Source organism: Mycobacterium sp. HUMS_12744610, assembly GCF_041206865.1.
GTDB classification, from domain to species: domain Bacteria; phylum Actinomycetota; class Actinomycetes; order Mycobacteriales; family Mycobacteriaceae; genus Mycobacterium; species Mycobacterium servetii.
The window spans coordinates 26,316-41,999 of the sequence record NZ_JBGEDP010000003.1; the positions used below are offsets into that span (position 1 = coordinate 26,316).

General features: G+C 63.0%; 16 protein-coding genes. 12 read left to right on the forward strand and 4 right to left on the reverse strand.

From position 1 onward, the window contains the following. The first annotated feature begins 94 nt into the window (after positions 1-94). The 4 genes from AB8998_RS30905 to AB8998_RS30920 all read left to right on the forward strand — a co-directional run bounded on the left by AB8998_RS30905 (position 95) and on the right by AB8998_RS30920 (position 5,385). On the forward strand, positions 95-541 hold the full coding sequence (locus AB8998_RS30905; protein WP_369742102.1) for a helix-turn-helix domain-containing protein: 447 nt from the start codon (positions 95-97) through the stop codon (positions 539-541). An 898-nt stretch (positions 542-1,439) separates the two neighbouring features. Next, on the forward strand, positions 1,440-2,549 hold the full coding sequence (locus tag AB8998_RS30910; RefSeq protein WP_369742103.1) for an FHA domain-containing protein: 1,110 nt from the start codon (positions 1,440-1,442) through the stop codon (positions 2,547-2,549). A gap of 78 nt (positions 2,550-2,627) precedes the next feature. Continuing rightward, positions 2,628-4,559 (forward strand): protein kinase domain-containing protein, encoded by a 1,932-nt coding sequence (locus tag AB8998_RS30915; protein ID WP_369742104.1) that lies wholly within the window; start codon positions 2,628-2,630, stop codon positions 4,557-4,559. A 43-nt stretch (positions 4,560-4,602) separates the two neighbouring features. Next, the gene (locus tag AB8998_RS30920) at positions 4,603-5,385 is read left to right on the forward strand and encodes a methyltransferase domain-containing protein (RefSeq protein WP_369742105.1); all 783 of its coding nucleotides are present in this window, start codon (positions 4,603-4,605) and stop codon (positions 5,383-5,385) included. Here the strand turns inward: AB8998_RS30920 and AB8998_RS30925 are convergent, their stop codons facing one another. Further along, entirely contained in the window at positions 5,386-5,661 is a 276-nt protein-coding gene (locus AB8998_RS30925; protein ID WP_369742211.1) for a DNA cytosine methyltransferase, read from the reverse strand. Positions 5,662-5,720: 59 nt separating this feature from the next. Here AB8998_RS30925 and AB8998_RS30930 point away from each other — a divergent pair, with 59 nt between their 5' ends. Then, positions 5,721-6,050 (forward strand): hypothetical protein, encoded by a 330-nt coding sequence (locus tag AB8998_RS30930; protein WP_369739254.1) that lies wholly within the window; start codon positions 5,721-5,723, stop codon positions 6,048-6,050. Between the two features lie 8 nt (positions 6,051-6,058). Then, complete coding sequence (locus AB8998_RS30935) at positions 6,059-7,117, forward strand: transposase (RefSeq protein ID WP_369739255.1); 1,059 nt, start codon at positions 6,059-6,061, stop codon at positions 7,115-7,117. 37 nt (positions 7,118-7,154) lie between these two features. Here AB8998_RS30935 and AB8998_RS30940 read toward each other — a convergent pair whose 3' ends face one another. After that, positions 7,155-8,783 (reverse strand): DNA cytosine methyltransferase, encoded by a 1,629-nt coding sequence (locus tag AB8998_RS30940; RefSeq protein WP_369742106.1) that lies wholly within the window; start codon positions 8,781-8,783, stop codon positions 7,155-7,157. A 195-nt stretch (positions 8,784-8,978) separates the two neighbouring features. On the opposite strand from AB8998_RS30940, the gene AB8998_RS30945 reads away from it, so the two are divergent. From AB8998_RS30945 to AB8998_RS30965, 5 genes are all read left to right on the forward strand, one after another. Continuing rightward, positions 8,979-9,560 carry an exonuclease domain-containing protein gene (locus AB8998_RS30945; RefSeq protein ID WP_369742107.1) on the forward strand — a complete coding sequence of 194 codons (582 nt, stop codon included), beginning with the start codon at positions 8,979-8,981 and terminating at the stop codon, positions 9,558-9,560. Positions 9,561-9,618: 58 nt separating this feature from the next. Then, a complete protein-coding gene (locus tag AB8998_RS30950) occupies positions 9,619-10,329 on the forward strand; it encodes an HNH endonuclease family protein (protein ID WP_369742108.1) in 711 nt (236 codons plus the stop codon). A gap of 28 nt (positions 10,330-10,357) precedes the next feature. After that, positions 10,358-10,774, forward strand: a complete 417-nt coding sequence (locus tag AB8998_RS30955) for a hypothetical protein (protein ID WP_369742109.1) — start codon at positions 10,358-10,360, stop codon at positions 10,772-10,774. A gap of 304 nt (positions 10,775-11,078) precedes the next feature. After that, the gene (locus AB8998_RS30960) at positions 11,079-12,788 is read left to right on the forward strand and encodes an ATP-binding protein (protein WP_369742110.1); all 1,710 of its coding nucleotides are present in this window, start codon (positions 11,079-11,081) and stop codon (positions 12,786-12,788) included. A 70-nt stretch (positions 12,789-12,858) separates the two neighbouring features. Continuing rightward, positions 12,859-13,410 (forward strand): dihydrofolate reductase, encoded by a 552-nt coding sequence (locus tag AB8998_RS30965; RefSeq protein WP_369742111.1) that lies wholly within the window; start codon positions 12,859-12,861, stop codon positions 13,408-13,410. A 197-nt stretch (positions 13,411-13,607) separates the two neighbouring features. Here AB8998_RS30965 and AB8998_RS30970 read toward each other — a convergent pair whose 3' ends face one another. Together AB8998_RS30970 and AB8998_RS30975 are read right to left on the reverse strand one after the other, a co-directional pair. After that, the gene (locus AB8998_RS30970) at positions 13,608-13,784 is read right to left on the reverse strand and encodes a hypothetical protein (RefSeq protein ID WP_369742112.1); all 177 of its coding nucleotides are present in this window, start codon (positions 13,782-13,784) and stop codon (positions 13,608-13,610) included. 211 nt (positions 13,785-13,995) lie between these two features. Beyond that, on the reverse strand, positions 13,996-14,289 hold the full coding sequence (locus AB8998_RS30975; RefSeq protein WP_369742113.1) for a hypothetical protein: 294 nt from the start codon (positions 14,287-14,289) through the stop codon (positions 13,996-13,998). 117 nt (positions 14,290-14,406) lie between these two features. Here AB8998_RS30975 and AB8998_RS30980 point away from each other — a divergent pair, with 117 nt between their 5' ends. Then, positions 14,407-15,642 carry an IS256 family transposase gene (locus AB8998_RS30980; protein WP_369741377.1) on the forward strand — a complete coding sequence of 412 codons (1,236 nt, stop codon included), beginning with the start codon at positions 14,407-14,409 and terminating at the stop codon, positions 15,640-15,642. Positions 15,643-15,684: the final 42 nt, after the last annotated feature.

Genomic DNA, 15,684 nt, shown 5'->3' on the forward strand with positions numbered 1-15,684 from the left:
ACTCTACACAAAGACAACTCGATACGACAGCCGTATTAAAAGAAAAGTGGTGACGTCGGTGAACCTGTCTTCCTATGACCGGCGCAGAACACACATGACCAGGAAAGTTCTGCGTGGCTTCAGCGCCGCCGCGTTCGCCGACGCCCGCCGCACCCGCGGTCTCAGCGTGTCCGACCTGTCGCGACTCGCCGACATCGGCGCATCCACGATCCACTCCTGGGAAGCCGGCACCCGCACGCCGCAGGTCGACCTGCTGGCCAAGGCCATGAAAATCCTCAAAGCGCCGATCAGCGAAGTCGTGCTGATCGCCCCGCCTGATCGCTATCCCGGCGATTGGCGAGTCATGAACGGCCTGACTCAACCGGAGCTGGCGGCCGCCATAGGAATCGCCACGACCACCCTTCGCGGCATCGAACGCGCCGACATCGGACTGACCGATACGAACGCCGCCAATCTGGCTGCACGCTTGGGAATCAGCGTCGACGAGTACCGTGCGGCCTACAACCGCGCCCGTCAACGGCCGCCAGGCATCCCGGTGTAAACCCGGAACGTCGAGCAAACAATGGTCCGCCAGGACCTGACCCGCAACGCCTATCCGTGCGCGCGATTCTCCGGCATCTGCCCCGCACTCAAACGCCACATTGATTAACTTGGCTGGATGGCCAAGAATGCAGCTAGAGGGCTGTTTAGGCACTGCCAATCCTTCCTGCGCCGCCGCCGGTGCCGGCGCCTTATCCCGACTCGTACAAAAATTCCAACACGTCACCACCGCAGAAGTCACGTAAGTTGGCAAACATCGATCCGACAAGTTGGCGGTAACGATTTGATAACAATTACGGAAGGGCTGTGCTGAGCGGCCACTTGTTGTAACCACCCGTGCTGGTAGTGAGCCCGTGCCGATGAGGCCAAGCTGTGCCGAAATAGACCAGGCCACAATGGATTTGACTGCTCCCGATGTTGTTCTTGCCGGCCAACCGCAGCCCGCTCGCTCGCATGGGCTCGGCGGTGCGCCCGGGAGCGGGAACAAGCCACAGCCGCGGCGCTGACACGTGCTACTGGACTGCGGAGCGTTCCAACTCCGTCACGAACCTGAATTGACACGTCTACACCGCCTTCACTCCCCGAATAGTGCTACATATCAAATCATGTTCCCCAGTAGCAGTGCAACAGGAAATCGAGGCAATCTTCCTCGCGAAGCATAATCAGCCACCGACCATGCTTGAACAGCAAAAACGCCGCTCTCTGACCGCTGCAGCGACGGGTCAACCAACCCTTCAGATGCTCGCGCTAGATGACGAAGGGAACACTCGTCTCCTAGAGCGAGCCGACATATCTAGCCCCACCAACGCAAGCCGAATCCGCTACAGCCCGGAGCGGAACCCTGTGATAGCTTTAGCTGTAGCAGTGATAGCGGGGGCGCAACATTGGAGTGTGATCACATGAGGACCATCCAGGAAGCGTCACCACCAGCATTATCCGAGCCGCGCCGCACACAGTCAGCGCTGGTCATTCACGTTGGGCCAGACACATACACATTCGATACACGCGACGCCCCCATCCTCGTGGGCCGCGAAGCATCCGCCCACGTCATCGTGGATGACGACCGAATCTCTCGCACGCACATGCGCCTCGAACACACAGCAGACGACGGATGGGTCGCCTATGACCAAAGCCGCAACGGAATCTTCGCTGACCGCGTGCAGCACTCCACCATCCCGATCCGCGACGGCATCACGATCCACCTAGGAAATCCTGACGGGATCCCGGTGGCCTTCGGGCCACAACCCCCAGCACCGGAACCCACCCTCAACGATGACGACATTAGTGAGCAGTTGCCGGTCAAAGACCCCGGAATCGCGCGCGCGGGCGCAGCGGTCGCCGCACGCCGCCAAGAACTCAAGCTGACGCAGCGCTATTTAGCCCGCCAAGGCATCATCAACGCAGGCGGACTCATCGAGTTTGAGAAAGGTCGCCGCTGGCCTCGCAAGGCCACGCGGACCAAACTCGAGGACGCGCTGAACTGGCCGCACGGCGAGATCGCGCGCCGCCGCCGGGAAGGCAACATCACCGCCGCCGACTCCGAAAACACCGGCGGCACAACGAATACAGGTCAGGCCTCCCTCATGGCCGATGCCGTCGAGGTGGCACTAGGGACGGTCAACGATGCCATTGAGAAACTGCCGGATACCAACGATGCGACCTTCAGCGCCCGCGCCGGGAAACTCTTGGCCGATCTGCGCCGACTAGAGTCCGTCGCAGCCAACGCCGCGGCTACCGCCAAGGGAAATCCCGATCTGGCGCTCGTGCTCAGCTCCGTCCGCAGACGCTACAAAGACCTCATGTTGCGCGCGGCACGCGCACCCGGTGCCACGCTCGGCCAGCAGCTCTACGCCGCCAGATACCGCGCCGAGCTGAGCGTGGAGGAAACCGCCAACGCCGCCGGCGTGCCGGCCGAAATGATCACCGCGGCCGAAGCCGAACTTCCACTCAACGACAAGACCAAGGCGGCGCTGTCGATGGCGCTCAAAGCGCTCACCCGCCGACGTTAACGCCACCTGAATCAGCGGTGGCACGCACCGGATTAAACTCCCGACAAATACCACCGCCACGGTCATCAGGGGGTTACTGTGTCGCAGCAGCCGCCCCCCGGCGACACGACCGAATGGCGCAGCGGATCGCGGTTTGGCCCCTACCTGCTGAAGCGGCTGCTCGGCAGCGGCGGATTCGGCGAAGTGTATGAGGCCTTCGACACTGTCAAAAACCGGACCGTCGCGCTGAAATTGCTGCCGCCCTCCTATTCAGCCAACCCGACCTTCCGGCAACGCCTCTTTCGGGAAGCCTCCACCGCAGGCCGACTCAACGAACCCCACGTCGTGCCCATTCACGACTACGGAGAGATCGACAACCAACTCTTCATCGACATGCGTCTAATCCCGGGCACTGACCTGCGCGCCGTGCTGAACCAGTCCGGGCCACTCGAGCTCACCCGAGCGATATCCATCGCCACACAAATCGCCTCCGCGCTGGACGCCGCACATGCCGAAGAAATTGTGCACCGCGACGTCAAGCCAGCGAACATCCTGCTCACCACCGAGGACTTCGCTTGCCTGGTCGATTTCGGGCTGGCCAACGCCGCCACCGACGCCAAACTCACCAGCGCCGGAACCACCATCGGAACCTTCGCCTACATGGCCCCCGAACGATTCAACGGGCAAAAGATCGACCGTCGCACTGACGTCTACGCTCTGACCTGCGTGCTCTACGAATGCCTTACCGGCGCACCGCCTTACGACGCCGACGACCAGGCCGCTCTCGTTGCCGCCCACCTAGCAACACCCATCCCACTACCCAGCCAACACGCGGGTGTGCCAGTCGAACTCGACGACGTCATCTCGCGGGGCATGGCCAAAGACCCCGCCGACCGCTACGCCAGTGCAGGCGAGCTAGCTGCCGCGGCTCGCCGCGCACTCACCGCACCACACCAATCCAACCTTACGGCGGCCCCCGCCTCATCGGCCCCGCCCGTAGAGATCCCCGCACCCCCGCCGTCTCGCCGCCGCAGGATCGCTGCGCTGGCCGCCGCCGGAACCATTGCCGCCGGTCTGATCGGGGCGACCCCATTCTGGATGAGCAGTCACAGCCAGCCCGCCACCCCCGCAGCCAGCACGGCCTTCGCCCACGTCAGCGCCACCATCCCAGTCGGCAAACACCCAGAAGGAGTGGCCGTCGACCCCGCCATTCATTGCGCCTACACCGCTGACTACAGCGCCAACACGGTGTCAGTCATCGACACCCGAACCCACACCGTGACCGCGACCATCCCCGTCGGGAGGGGCCCGATCGGGGTGGCCGTCGACACCGCCACCCACACCCTCTACACCGCGAACAACCGCGACGACAGCGTGTCAGTCGTCGACCCGATGAGTCGTTCCGTCATCGCCACGATCGCCGCCGGCACAAATCCCTGGGGCATCGCCATCGACACGGTGGCCCACACCGCCTTCACGGCCAACAACTGGGATAACACGGTGTCCGTCATCAACATCGACAACCGCAGCGTGATGGCAACCGTCCAGGTCGGCAAGCACCCAGAAATGGTTGCCGTGGATCCGACGACCCACACCGCCTACGTCACCAACAACAGTGACGGCACCCTGTCAGTGATCGATACCGCGCACGACGCCGTCACGACCAGCGCGATCAGCGTCGGCAACGGTCCACTCGGAATCGCGGTCGACTCCACCGCACACGCGGCCTACACCGCCAACTACACCGACAACACCGTGGCCGTCGTCGACATCACCGCCCGCGCCGTCACCGCCACGATCAGAGCGGGCGCGAACCCGTGGGGCATCGCCGTCGACCCCACAACCCATACCGCCTACGTCACCAACAGCAGCGACGGGACCGTAGCGACCATCGACACCGCCACCCACACCCTCACGTCGAGCATCAACGTCGGAAACCGGCTGTGGGGCATAGCGATCGACCCGAGCACCCACACCGCCTACACCGCCAACAGCAACAACACCATGTCGGTCATCGAGCCCACACGCTGAACTTCACGAACCAAACGCACAAACAAAACGGAAGGCAATAGACATGAGCGACAGCAGCGACCGCACTTTCGATGAACTGATCACCGAAGCCGATGCAGTCGATGTCTCCGGTTGGGACTTCTCCTGGCTCGACGGCCGCGCAACCGAGCAACGCCCATCCTGGGGGTACCAACGACTACTCAAAGAACGTCTCACGCAGGTCCAATCCGCACTCGACATGTGGACCGGCGGCGGCGAAGTCCTCGCCGGCGCTGCCCCATTCCCTCCGACCATGGCCGCCACCGAACCCTGGCCACCCAACATCGAGCCAGCCACCCAACTCCTGCACCCTCTGGGCGCAGTTCTCGTCGCCACCGGCAACGAACCACCACTACCATTCTCCGACAACGCATTCGAATTCGTCACCAGTCGCCACCCGTCATTTGTGTGGTGGGACGAGTTCGCCCGGGTCCTCAAGCCCGGCGGAACCTACTTCGCGCAGCACGTCGGCATCATCTACCTACGCACGCTGCGCGAATACTTCCTGGGCCCCCAACCCAAAGATCGACGAATCCGCGGACAGGTCAACTTTGAAACCGTGGGCGAAGAAATCGCCGCGGCCGGGCTCGAACCCGTCGACATCCGCCACGAAGAAATCCAAGAAGAATTCTTCGACATCGGCGCGGTGGTCTACTTTCTCCGCAAACTCAGTTGGGTGGTCCCTGATTTCACCGTCGCCAAATACCGCGACAAACTGCACGACATGCATGAGCAGATTCGTGCCCAAGGAAGCTTCGTCACCCACAGCTCACGAGTCCTAATCGAAGCCCACAAACCAAAGCTGTAATTAGCTGCACAACACAGCAGTTCGGTGGCACTCGTCAGAAACCAACCACCGTTCAAGACGCTCTATGGTCTCACCGGTGATCGCCTCCACCAGCGCAGACACGATGACCTCGGCGACCGGCGGGGTGACGGCATTACCATACTGACGGACACGCTGACGCTTGTTGCCCACCACCACATAGCTATCCCCAAACGCCATCGCCCGACCAATCTCGTGCGGTTCAAGCATCCGAAAATAGACATCGGCGTGGTTTGCGTCTGACTTCGCCGCAGAGATCGGGGTGAGAAATTACCCAAGGGTGGGAGTCTTCTCGGGTGATCCGAGAGGAGCGATCCATGCCCGAGTCGAACGAGTCCGGCCGTCGGCGGCCGATGAAGCTGTCGGCGGAGACGAAGTGGGAGATCTTCCTGCAGGTCACTGCCGGGGAGATCAGCCAGGCCGAGGCCGCGCGCAGGTGGGCCGTCGACGTGTCAACGGTGATCGGGATACGCCGCACAGTCAAAGACGCCGCACTGGCCGCCCTGGCCCGCAAGCCGGGGCGTCCTGGCCGGCAACGCGATTGGCAATTGGAGGCGGCACGATCCGAGATCGCGCAGTTGACCGAGGCGGTCAAGGCGCAGGCTATCGAGCTGGCGGTTGTGCGGGGAAAATCCGGCTGGGGCTGAGCGGACCGGTGCCGGCGCGGGTCCCCGCCGAGGCGAAGGAGCTGGTCCTCAAGACGGTCGACGAGGCGGTCGCAGCCGGGTTCTCCCATAGCTGGGCGTGTGCGCTGTGGCAGGTCTCCGATTCGCGGGTGCACCGGTGGCGGGCGCGGCGCCGCGACACTGGCACCCTGGTCGACTGCGCCCCGGGCGGGCACCCGATACACGGTTTGCTGCCCGAGGAAGTGGCCGCGATCCTCGACCTGGTCGAGCAGTGGGGTCCGATCGACCGGTCGCATCGCAAGCTGGCCCACCGCGGCTCCTACCAGCAGCTGGTGTGGGTGGCGCCGGCCACCCTGCGCCGGGTGCTCATCACCCACGGGCTGAGCCTGCCGGCACCTCAACCACGGCGCCGGTCGGAGAAAAAGCCCTGGCCGGACTGGCTGGTGTGGGCGCCCAACCGGATTTGGATCTGGGACGCGACCCACTTCACCCGGGCTCGCCGCGTCGTCTTCGCCATCGTCGATATGGTGTCACGCAAGTGGATCGACACCCTGGTCAGCGTCGAGGAGACCACCACCCAGGTGCAGGTGGTCTTCGAACACGCCCTCGAAATCGAGGACCTGTTGGATTTGCTGACCGACGAGCGCCTCGACCTCGACGCGGACGATCCGCGCCGCCCGATCCTACTGGCGGTTTCCGACAACGGGCCGCCGATGACCGCCCACGACACCCGCGCTTTCATGGCCCTGATGGCCATCGTCCAACACCATGGTCGCCCCGGCGTGCCACAAGACCAAGCGTGGATCGAATCGTTCTTCGGCCACATCAAGTGCGAGTGGCCGCACCTGGAGGCCATCACCGACCCGGCGCTGCTGGAAACCGAACTCGCAAGGGTGCGAACCGAATACAATTGCGTCAGGCTCCACGAAGCGATTGGCTATGTGACCCCCGACGACGAGCACGCCGGCCGTGGAGAGGCTATCCGCCAGGCCCGTCGTGACGGCCTCGACCGAGCACGCCAACGCCGCCTGGACTACCATCGTCGAACCAGCACCAACCCCACCGGGGAGACGCCATGCATTGGGTAATTTCCCGCGCGATCTCTGCGGTTAAGTCAGAAACACCTCAGGCGAGCTCAACAGGCAGCACCGACGCACTCAGCAGCGACTGATGCCCCGACGTGGTGATGGTCCGGACCGGTTCCCAAACCGGAGTGGTCATCTGTCCCTGATCACCACGGGCGGTGTTGTTCCGCATCAGCAGGGCGTGTCTGTCGACCGCAGTGACCGTCCCCAGCGGCTGATCAGTGCTGCGCGCTGCACCGTTGCCGTAATAGCTAGTGACCAAGCCGTGATGGTTACCCGACGCGGTCACGGTCGCAAGCGGATCGGTGACCGGCCGGGCGTCGCTGCCGCCACCCCGGAGCTCGGTAACAAACGGAACATGCTGCACCAAAGCATGGTTGGCGCCATCAGCCACAATCGTGTTCAGCGGATCCGTCGCCGGCGCAAGGTGACGCGGCCGGTCACGGAACTGCGTCACAAACGGCGGCAACGCAATGCCGTCACATTCCCGAGTCGTACGCGTGGCCATCGGTTCGCTGATAGAGGCGGCCTGGTCGCGCCATGTCCCACCGCAGGGAACCACCAGCCCGGTTTCGTTGCGGGTCGTCATCGTCCGCAACGGCGCACCGACCGGCACCGCGGCCTTACCGTCGCGCCCCTCGATGGGCACCACCAACGCCTTCGTGGTCTCGATCGTGGTCACCGTCGACAGCGGCTCATCGATCTGACGCACACGGTATTCACCACGCCGGTCGAGAACGAAAGGCCCCCAATAACGCTGCATCCCAGCCAGAATCCGCGTCATCGTCTTCGGCGCGAGCGGGCCAAAGAACACCTCTCCCGTCTTCTTGTCCTTGAATTCACGCACCGGCTTGTCGCCGATCCGTTCACCCCGCAGCGCCCAATCGATAGCCTCCGCCGCCGCCAACACCGGCGGTTCGAAGACAGCATTACGACATGTCACGCGTGGACACCGGTACACATACTGTTGCCGGAAACGACCCATGTCAGCACCCGGCCGCTTGAACACCTGGATCGCCTCAACCCACTCCCCGCACGTCTGACACAGCCCCCGCGGCCGCAACCACTTGTCCCAATCGGGATCGCGGCGTAATCCACTGTCCCAATAGGCCACATAAAGCCGGTCGCGTGACTGCGGAGCCATCAACGTACGCGCCGACTGGGCGTGCATGGAATTCAACGCGATCACGCGGGTCTTGTAACCAAGTTTGCGGATCTCGCCCAGCCACCGATCCCACTGGTCCCATGCCCGCACATCGACAACGTTTTCCACCACACCGGCGCGAACCCGCCCGCCCCGCTCGATCACCCCGCGCAGATACATGGGCACCTCTTCCATCAAGGCCCGGGAGCGCTCGGCCTCCTCGTCGCGCGGAGTATCGAAAAGATCACCCTGCAATGTGGCATCGAAGTCGCGCCGCTTCCCACGCGCCACCGTCCACTGCGGGCACTCCGGGGACGCCCAGAACAGGTCCGCGACCGGCCACTTCTCCACCGGCGCCTCACGGATATCCCCCAGATAGTGATCGGCCTCGGGAAAGTTCGCTGAATGTGACTCGATCGCCTTGCCCCAATGGTTGGCCGCCCGGGCTACCCGCACATGCGGGACAGCCTCGATGCCTTGCGACGAGCCACCCGCACCGCAGAACCAATCCATCACTTCCAGCACAGAACAACACCGTTCGCGATGATCGGCCTTATCAACCCTGCGTGGACGTGCCCGTACCGTCGGCCGGTGCGACCAACGCCCGTCACACGCCGGCCGCCATGCCCGTAATCCATGCCGCGGAATGTAAACCCAGCGACGGACAGTTAAGAGCAGGCTATTTTTCCCCATGTCGGTGGTGGTCGCCATGCTGAGTCCATGAGTAATCGAGCACAGTGGGCGGTCGTCGACGTCGAAACCTCAGGCACCAGCCCCGAGCATTGCCGCATCATCAGCATCGCGGCGTTGGCCGTCGACGACCACGCAACGATCACCGACGCCGTTGTCACGCTGCTCAATCCAGGCGTGCACCCAGGCCCGACAAACATTCACGGCATCACAGCCGAGATGCTGATCAGTCAACCGCAATTCGCCGATATCACCACCCGCCTGACTGCACTGCTAGCTGGCCGCACACTGGTCGCACACAACGTCGCCTTCGATTACGCGTTCCTAGCCAACGAATTCCGCCGTACAGCCGTGCCGTGCCCTGTCGACGCGGTGATGTGCACCGTCGAGTTGTCCAACCACCTGCACCTACCCGTCGACAACCACAAACTGGCAACCCTTGCACGCCACTGGCGGGTGCCCCAGACCCGCCCCCACGACGCCCTCGACGACGCACACGTCCTCACACGGATCCTGACCCATTCGATCGAGCGCGCCCGGGCACACGGTGTGCCGCTGCCGGTCCGCCCGCCCACCTCGCTGCGGCCGCCGCTGTTCTCGGCGGCCGCATGACTGCACGCATCGTCGGGCGTGCCGTTACTGTCCGTCGCCGCGCTTATTATTCCGCGCCATGAACGTGCTCAGGCGAATCCCACCTCTCGGGCGTATCGGACGTGGCCGCGCCACTGGTGCTTGGGCTGCCGCGGCCATGGCGGCGGCGGCGGCCTGGCTGCTGCACCCCGGGCTCGGCCACGAAGCCACCGCGGCGCAACCGCCCGTAGCAGCTGCCGGCGGCCAACTGACTGATCTGCTCCACCGCGTCACGATCGTCGATCACCTCGACCAGGCCGACGGCTATGACCGCAGCTGCCGCAAAGGCCACTTGTGCGATTTCGGTCCGGCGTGGGATGACCCCACCGACCATTCCGGCTGCAACACCCGCGACCGGGTATTGAGCAAACAACTCAGCGACATCAAATATAAACCCGGAACACACGAATGCAAAGTGATGGCTGGGGAATTAATTGATCCATACACCGGAGAGACCATCCAATTGGCAAACGTTGCTATCGATCATCTGGTCCCGTTGCATCGCGCGTGGAACGCGGGTGCATCGAAGTGGAGTTTGCAGCAGCGCAGGATCTTCGCCAACGATCCAGTTGAACTCCTCGCGGTCTCCGCTCAAGCCAATGAGGCCAAGAAAGACAGCGGATTAGATCGCTGGCTCCCCGTCTACCAGCCATGCAGCTACGTCACCAAATACCTGACCGTGGCGGCGAAATACCAACTGCCTATCACCACCGCAGAACGTGACGCCGCAGTTCACGCCTGCACGACATAACCATCGGACTGCAATGAGAGGTAGACCAATGACGAACATGACCGACTATCTTTGGTCGAGACGCCAGCGAAACATCGGCATTGGCCTCGTGACGTGCAGCGCTGCCTTCGCCGTCGTGCTCGCGATGTCGGGCACACACGATGCCCGGATGTTTGTGGTCGCGGGAACGGCAGCAGCATGGGGCATGGTCATGGCCGTTCACCGCGGCTGGCGCGCACACAAACTCGGCAAGCGTCCCCCGAACGCGACGGTCGATCTCACCGATCGCGAACAAGCAAATCTATACGAGGCCCTCGCCGAGGGCGCCGTTGTCGCGGTCGGCGGCGGCGCGGCGCTTGCCACCCAACTTGGCAGCAGCATTCCCGCCATTATCGGGGCCGCCGTCGCGCTGGCGCTGTTCCTAGCGGGCGTGACTCTGCCAAACCTAGGTTCGCGTCATGAGTGAGCGGGCAGCGGTGATCATCGACTATCAGAACACATGAGAAATTCTGCGGGGCGAAACCTCGCGGTAGAGCCCAACTTTCTAAGTTTGCAAGAGGGGCGACCGTAGCGAAAATCGCGTTCGTCGCGCAGACGACAATGATTGCGCTGTCCTGGCAGCAATCCCGACAAGCCAGCTACGGAATCAACGACTCCTTCGGCCCCAGGCGATATGAGGACCATGTCCCCCATTCAGATTCGCCGAGCTGTCCGCCCGACGTGGCATACTGAACCGCAGCAGGCCATCTACCAGCAACAACAGAGGAATCATGGTCGAGACAATGACGGCGGACACTACGTCGGAGATTGTGCTCGCAGACGACTTCATACTGCCTCTGGACACTGCGACCGCCACCTTCGGGATTCTCGGCAAGAAAGGCCGCGGCAAAACACACACCGCCGCTGTCCTCACTGAAGGACTGATCAAGGCTGGCGTGCCGACAACAGTCCTCGACCCGACAGGGGCGTGGTACGGGCTGCGGTCATCCGCAGACGGGAAAGCCCCAGGCCTGCCAGTGGTGATCTTCGGCGGTGAACATGGCGATGCGCCGCTGACCGCCACAATGGGGACCCGCATCGCGGAAATCCTTGTCGAGCGCCGCTTTCCGGCGGTGCTGGATCTGTCGGTGCTCCGCAAAAACGAACGCCGCCACTTCGCAACCGCCTTCCTCGAAACCCTGTACCAACAAAATCGGTTGGCCCACCACGTCGTCATCGACGAATCCGACGAATTCGCGCCCCAACGATCCTATGCAGGAGTTGAACGACTACTCGGCGCAGCAGAGGACATCGTGCGCCGCGGACGCATCCGCGGTTTAGGGGTCACAATGATCAGCCAGCGGCCCGCCTCGCTCTCGAAATCAGTTCTCTCGCAGGTTGATGCCCTGATCGTGCTCGGATTGACCGCGCCGCAAGACGTCTCCGCCGTCGATGACTGGGTCAGCTCGCACTCCGACCCGAAAGAGGCGCGACAGTTGAAGGCCTCACTGCCATCGCTGCCTGTCGGCCAAGCCTGGGTCTGGTCCCCCGAATGGCTCGGTGTCACCCAGCGGATCCACGTACACCGACGCACTACCTTCGACTCCAGCGCAACTCCGAAGGCCGGCGCCCGACGAGTCGTACCTACCGAGTGGGCCCACGTCGACGTCGCAGAAATCCACGACACACTCACCGCCACCACCACCTCCCCCACCCCGTCATCCGGCGCGAACGCCCGCATCCACGAACTCGAACAGCAGCTCGCCGCCGCACGCAATCAACCACCCCAAATCCTGCGCGAGGAGATCCCGGTCCTCGCCGACACCGACATCACCCGCCTCCACGACATCGTCGCTCAACTCGCCGCCCTGGGCCGCGAACTCACCGCCACAGCAGCCGACCTCACCTCGGCACTCTCACGCGCCGCGAAACCCGCCCAGCCGCCCCACCGACAGCCCGCAGGCGCCGATCCAAAACCGGCACCGCTCAACCAGGTCAGCACCAACGGTGCGTCCTCAGCCCCGACCCACCTCGGCAAAGCCGAACGCGAAATCCTGACCGTATTGGCCCAACACGGCCCGCGCACCACAACACAGGTCGCACTACTCACCCGCCGCAGCCACAAAAGCGGAGGATTCCGCAACAGCCTGTCCAAGCTGCGCACCGCCGGCCTCATCGAGGGCCGCGGTGAAATCGCCATCACCGCCGCCGGCAAGGACGCCTTAGGCACCTGGAAGCCACTGCCGCAAGGTGCCGAGCTGATCGTTTGGTGGGCAACGCATCTCGGCAAAGCCGAACGCCTCATCCTAGACTATCTCGCCATCCACCCCGACCGCGACGTACCTGTCGACGAAATCGCCAAAGCGACCGGCTACAGCCCCACATCGGGCGGATTCCGCAACAGCCTGTCGCGGTTGAGATCCCTCGAACTCGCCACCGGCCGCGGCGCCCTACGAATCTCCACCACGCTCGTGAACTGTCACCCACGTGAATCCCAATGATGGAGTGGTTGCCATCGGCGGTATAGGACAAACGGCCGGCCGGCGCAAGCGTGAGTGGCGGGCATAGGCGATGACTATCAAGCTGATCGTTGCGCACGATGAACGCCGCGGAATTGGCCGCGGCGGCACTCTGCCATGGCACATCCCCGGCGAGGCACGATGGACATCCGAAGTCACCCGTACCGCACCCCCAGGTTCACGAAATGCACTGGTGATGGGACGAACGACGTACTTGTCAATTCCAGAGAAGCGGCGACCCCTCTTCAACCGCTTCAACATCGTCGTCACCTCACGCCAAAACGCGTTCGACGAAGCCGTTCAGACGGCTCCGAATTTCGTTGAGGCGCTATATCTTGCGTCCGGCATCCACGATGTCAACAACGTCTTCATATTCGGCGGTGCCTCGATCTACCGGCAAGCGCTAGAGATGCTCGTCGCCGACGAGATCCTGATCTCGGTGGTGGCAGGTAACTACCAGTGCGACACATTTTTCCCCGAGCTGCCCAGCGCATACCACCTGACATCGACTGCCACCGCCTGGTACGAAAACTCCGAGGTACGACACAACGTCTATTCAACAGTCACGAGCAGAGGCACCCGCTCCCGCGCCGGCGGGCGATGATTGCGTGGCGTCAGGAAACGAGCGCTGTTACGGTCGCGGTCGTGTCGGCGAGCGCTGCGCCGCCAATGTTGCCGATGGGTTCGTCGAGTGCCACGGCAGGAAGCCACTGAATGAGTTCCGGTAAGACAACCTGTGTTGAAACTCCTTGTCGTGACGGCGGATAACTCCGCGCCTGGGCGATTTTCTGAGGCCGGGTATTAGCTGTCTTTGGTGAGTTCGCGCGCTTGTTCGCCGGTGATCAATTGCCCCGACGGCAGGATGATTCCGCCGTCTCCGAAATGGGCGTCCTTGAGCATCCGAAGCAGTGCGATGTCTCTGGGGTCGGTGGGGGTTCCCACCAGTGGTGGTGCTTGCGTCCACTCGTTGCTGGTCATGGTGTGATCCTGTCGCGTCGCGGGGCCTGGTGCCAGCGGGTTATGGGTGTGTTCGTCAGTGTGGTCGCCGGTGTCATCGGGGGTGTAGCGGCCACATCTTCGCGGCAGGCCCGATGCGTTGGCGCGCAACTTGAAGCGACATGACGGTGCCGAGCGCGCACCCAGTGCACAGACCGCAGGCGCACGTGTCGCGCGCCTGCGGTCAGCTCTGCTAATTGGTGGAGCTGACTAACGATGCGGCGAGGCTTTCGAGGGCGCCGATGTTGAGGCGTCCGTAGCCGATGAGGTCGTCGCGGTTGAGTTTCACGCCGAGGTCGTTGCTGGCCTGGTTGCCGGCCCCGATGTCGGCGCTTCCGGTGTTGCTGATCCCGACGTCGAAGTTGCCGACATTGTTGTAGCCCAGGGTGTAGGTGCCAGTGTTGCCGATCCCGGCGTTGTAGCTGCCGGTGTTGCCCAGGCCCACATTGACCGCACCCACGTTGGCGGCTCCCAGGGGGCGTGTCATTCCATCTGTGTAAGTCCGGGGTGGTCCATCATCGGACCGCCGTTGGGCGGACAGAAGGAGTGTTTTGTGACCAAGACCATGCAGATGCCGGCTGAGGAGACGACCGCGGCGCGGCGGCTGGCCGAGATGTTCACCGAAGAGACGCTGGACTCGTTGATTAAGGATGCGGTGAAGACCGGGACCCCGATCGACGGCGCGGACGGTTTGCTGAACCAGCTGACTAAGGCCGTGCTGGAGCGGGCGCTGAATGCGGAGCTAACCCACCATCTGGGCTATGAGGCCGGCGATCCGGCCGGACGCGGATCGGGAAATTCGCGCAACGGCACCACGCCGAAAACGGTGACCACCGTCAACGGCCCGGTGCAGATCGATGCGCCGCGTGATCGCAACGGCTCGTTTGAGCCGGCGATTGTGCCGAAGAAGACCCGCCGGCTCAACAACATCAATTCGGTGGTGTTGTCGCTGTATTCACGGGGAATGACCACCCGCGATATCGAAGCCCACCTGCAGGAGGTCTATGGGGCGTCGGTGTCGCGGGAGTTGATCTCCAATATCACCGAGGTGGTGGTCGATGAGATCAAGGCCTGGCAGGCCCGCCCGCTCGATGAGGTCTACCCGATCCTCTACATCGATGGGCTGCGGCTGCGGATCGGCGACAACGGGGTCATCACCACCAAGGTCGCCTATTTGGCCATTGGCGTGGATCTGGAGGGCCGCAAACACGCCTTGGGCTGCTGGATCCAGGACTCCGAGGGGGCGAAGTTCTGGCAGAAGGTCGTCATCGACCTGCGCAACCGCGGGGTGCGCGACATCCTCATCGCCTGCTGCGACGGGCTGACCGGTCTGCCTGATGCGATCCGCTCGATCTATCCCGATACCGTGGTGCAGACCTGCGTCGTGCACGTCATTAGGAATGCGATGCGCTTCGTGTCTTATAAGGACCGCAAGAAGGTCGCCACCGCGATGCGGGCGATCTACAGTGCGCCGACCGTCGATGGAGCCGAACTCGCACTCAAGGAGTTCGACCAGCAATTCGGCGCCCAATATCCGGGTGCAATTGACGTGTGGCACAACGCCTGGGGGGAATTCGTTCCGTTCCTGGACTATCCGGTGGAGTTGCGCAAGATCGTCTACACCACCAATGCGATCGAGTCGATCAACTTCCAGTTGCGCAAGATCACCAAGAACCGTGGTCATTTCACGGACAAGGACGCCGCGATGAAGTTGCTGTACCTCGGGCTGCGCAACATCTCCAGCGAGAGAGGAGGCTATTCGGGTACTGGAACGCACAACTGGACTGTGGCGCTCAACACACTCGCCAGACTATTCCCTGGGCGAATCCCATTGTGCTAGAATACAACTCGTAGTCAAATCACCTCTGACTTACACAGAAAT